General features: G+C 68.6%; 1 protein-coding gene and 1 tRNA gene. One reads left to right on the plus strand and one right to left on the minus strand.

Going from position 1 to position 1,455, the window contains the following annotated elements; all coding sequences use genetic code 11:
- Positions 1-944: transporter substrate-binding domain-containing protein (locus G7A99_RS19625; protein WP_163143402.1), on the minus strand; the 944-nt coding region annotated here is incomplete at its 3' end.
- A 74-nt stretch (positions 945-1,018) separates the two neighbouring features.
- On the opposite strand from G7A99_RS19625, the gene G7A99_RS19630 reads away from it, so the two are divergent.
- Positions 1,019-1,108: transfer RNA gene (locus G7A99_RS19630), tRNA-Ser, on the plus strand.
- Positions 1,109-1,455: the final 347 nt, after the last annotated feature.

The raw sequence follows: 1,455 nt of genomic DNA on the forward strand, positions 1-1,455 counted from the left end.
TTCCAGTGGGACTCCTGGTAGCCGATGGCGGCGAGCAGCCGCCAGTCCAGATTCTCCTTGTCCGCCGCCTGCCGGAAGGCCTGGCGAAGCGCCGGCAGCCGCTGGGTGATGTGGCGGAGGAAGGTGCGGGTGCCGACGTAGTCGAACTCGCTCAGGTGGCCGAAATACTCGTCGCGCAGCACCGCGAGCATGCCGGCATCGCGGACCGCGGCGAGGCGTTCGTTGATCGCGTCGCGCAGGGCGCCGTCACTCGCGCGCATCATGAACGCCAGCTCCCGCGGGGCGCCGAGCTTCATCCCCGCGCGCAGCTCCGGGTAGAACGGGCGGTTCAGCGCCAGGCGCAGCTTGTCCGTCACCGCATAGTCCGAGCGTTCGCGCCAGACGCGGTAGAGCAGGTCCTCCGCCGTGTGGTTGGCGAGGGGCGTCCATTCGATGCCCGGGTGCTCCGCCGCCAGCTCGGCGAGGCGCTCGGCATGCACGGAGTGGGCGATGGCCTCGATGTGCCGGCCCGACAGGTCGTCGATGGACTCCGGCGCCTTCGCGCCCTGGCGATAGATCACCCGGGGCTGGGTCTGGAGGTAGCTGTCACTGAAGATGAATCGCCGTCGGCGCTCCTGCGTCGGGCTCATCGTCGCGGCGACCAGGTCCACGCCACCGTTCTCCAGCAGCGCCGTCGCCTCCGCGGGGGTGGTGACGGGCTGGATCTCGAGCTTGACGTCGAGCCCGCTGGCGATGTCCTTGAGCAGCTCGTACTCGAAGCCGCTGGGCTCGTCTCCCGCGGCCGGGGCATAGGAGGCCGGGCCCACGCGCATGGCGACCGAGAGCACGCCGCCGTCGCGTATCCGGTCCAGGCGGTCGGGGCCGTCGAACCCGCCCGCTCCGGTGAGCGCGAGCAGGGCGAGCAGCGTCGTGGCGATCGCGAGATGTGGCGCGAGTCTCGACATGTGGTCCAGGGGTGTTCGCCAGCGAAGGCTTTATTGTAGACTACGCCACTCGTCGGGCGCAGACGTGACGGCACGGAGAGGTGGCTGAGTGGTCGAAAGCGCCGCACTCGAAATGCGGTGACCCTTTACGGGGTCCGGGGGTTCGAATCCCTCCCTCTCCGCCAGATTCCTCAAGCCCGCCGTTCGGCGGGTTTATCCTTCCCGACTAGCTCGTTGCATAGCCCTCGGCAGGCCGCCCGTACCACGCCGGAGTGGCAGAGTAACTGGCGCCCGTTGCCGGCGGAGGTGACGGCGGCGTGCTGCACCCTCTAACCTGGTCATTACGTACTGTGCGATCGGGTGTATGCCCTGTTCGTGACCGTGATCTGGCAAGGGGTTTGGGGGCAATGACGGACAGCTGGTCCCGTGCGGAGGTGGCCGCGACGGTAGCGGATTACCTGGATATGCTCGAGGCCGAGCTCTCGGGGGTGCGCTACAACAAGACGGCGCATCGGCAGCGGCTTCTCCCCCG

It is taken from the genome of Arhodomonas sp. KWT (assembly GCF_010993615.1).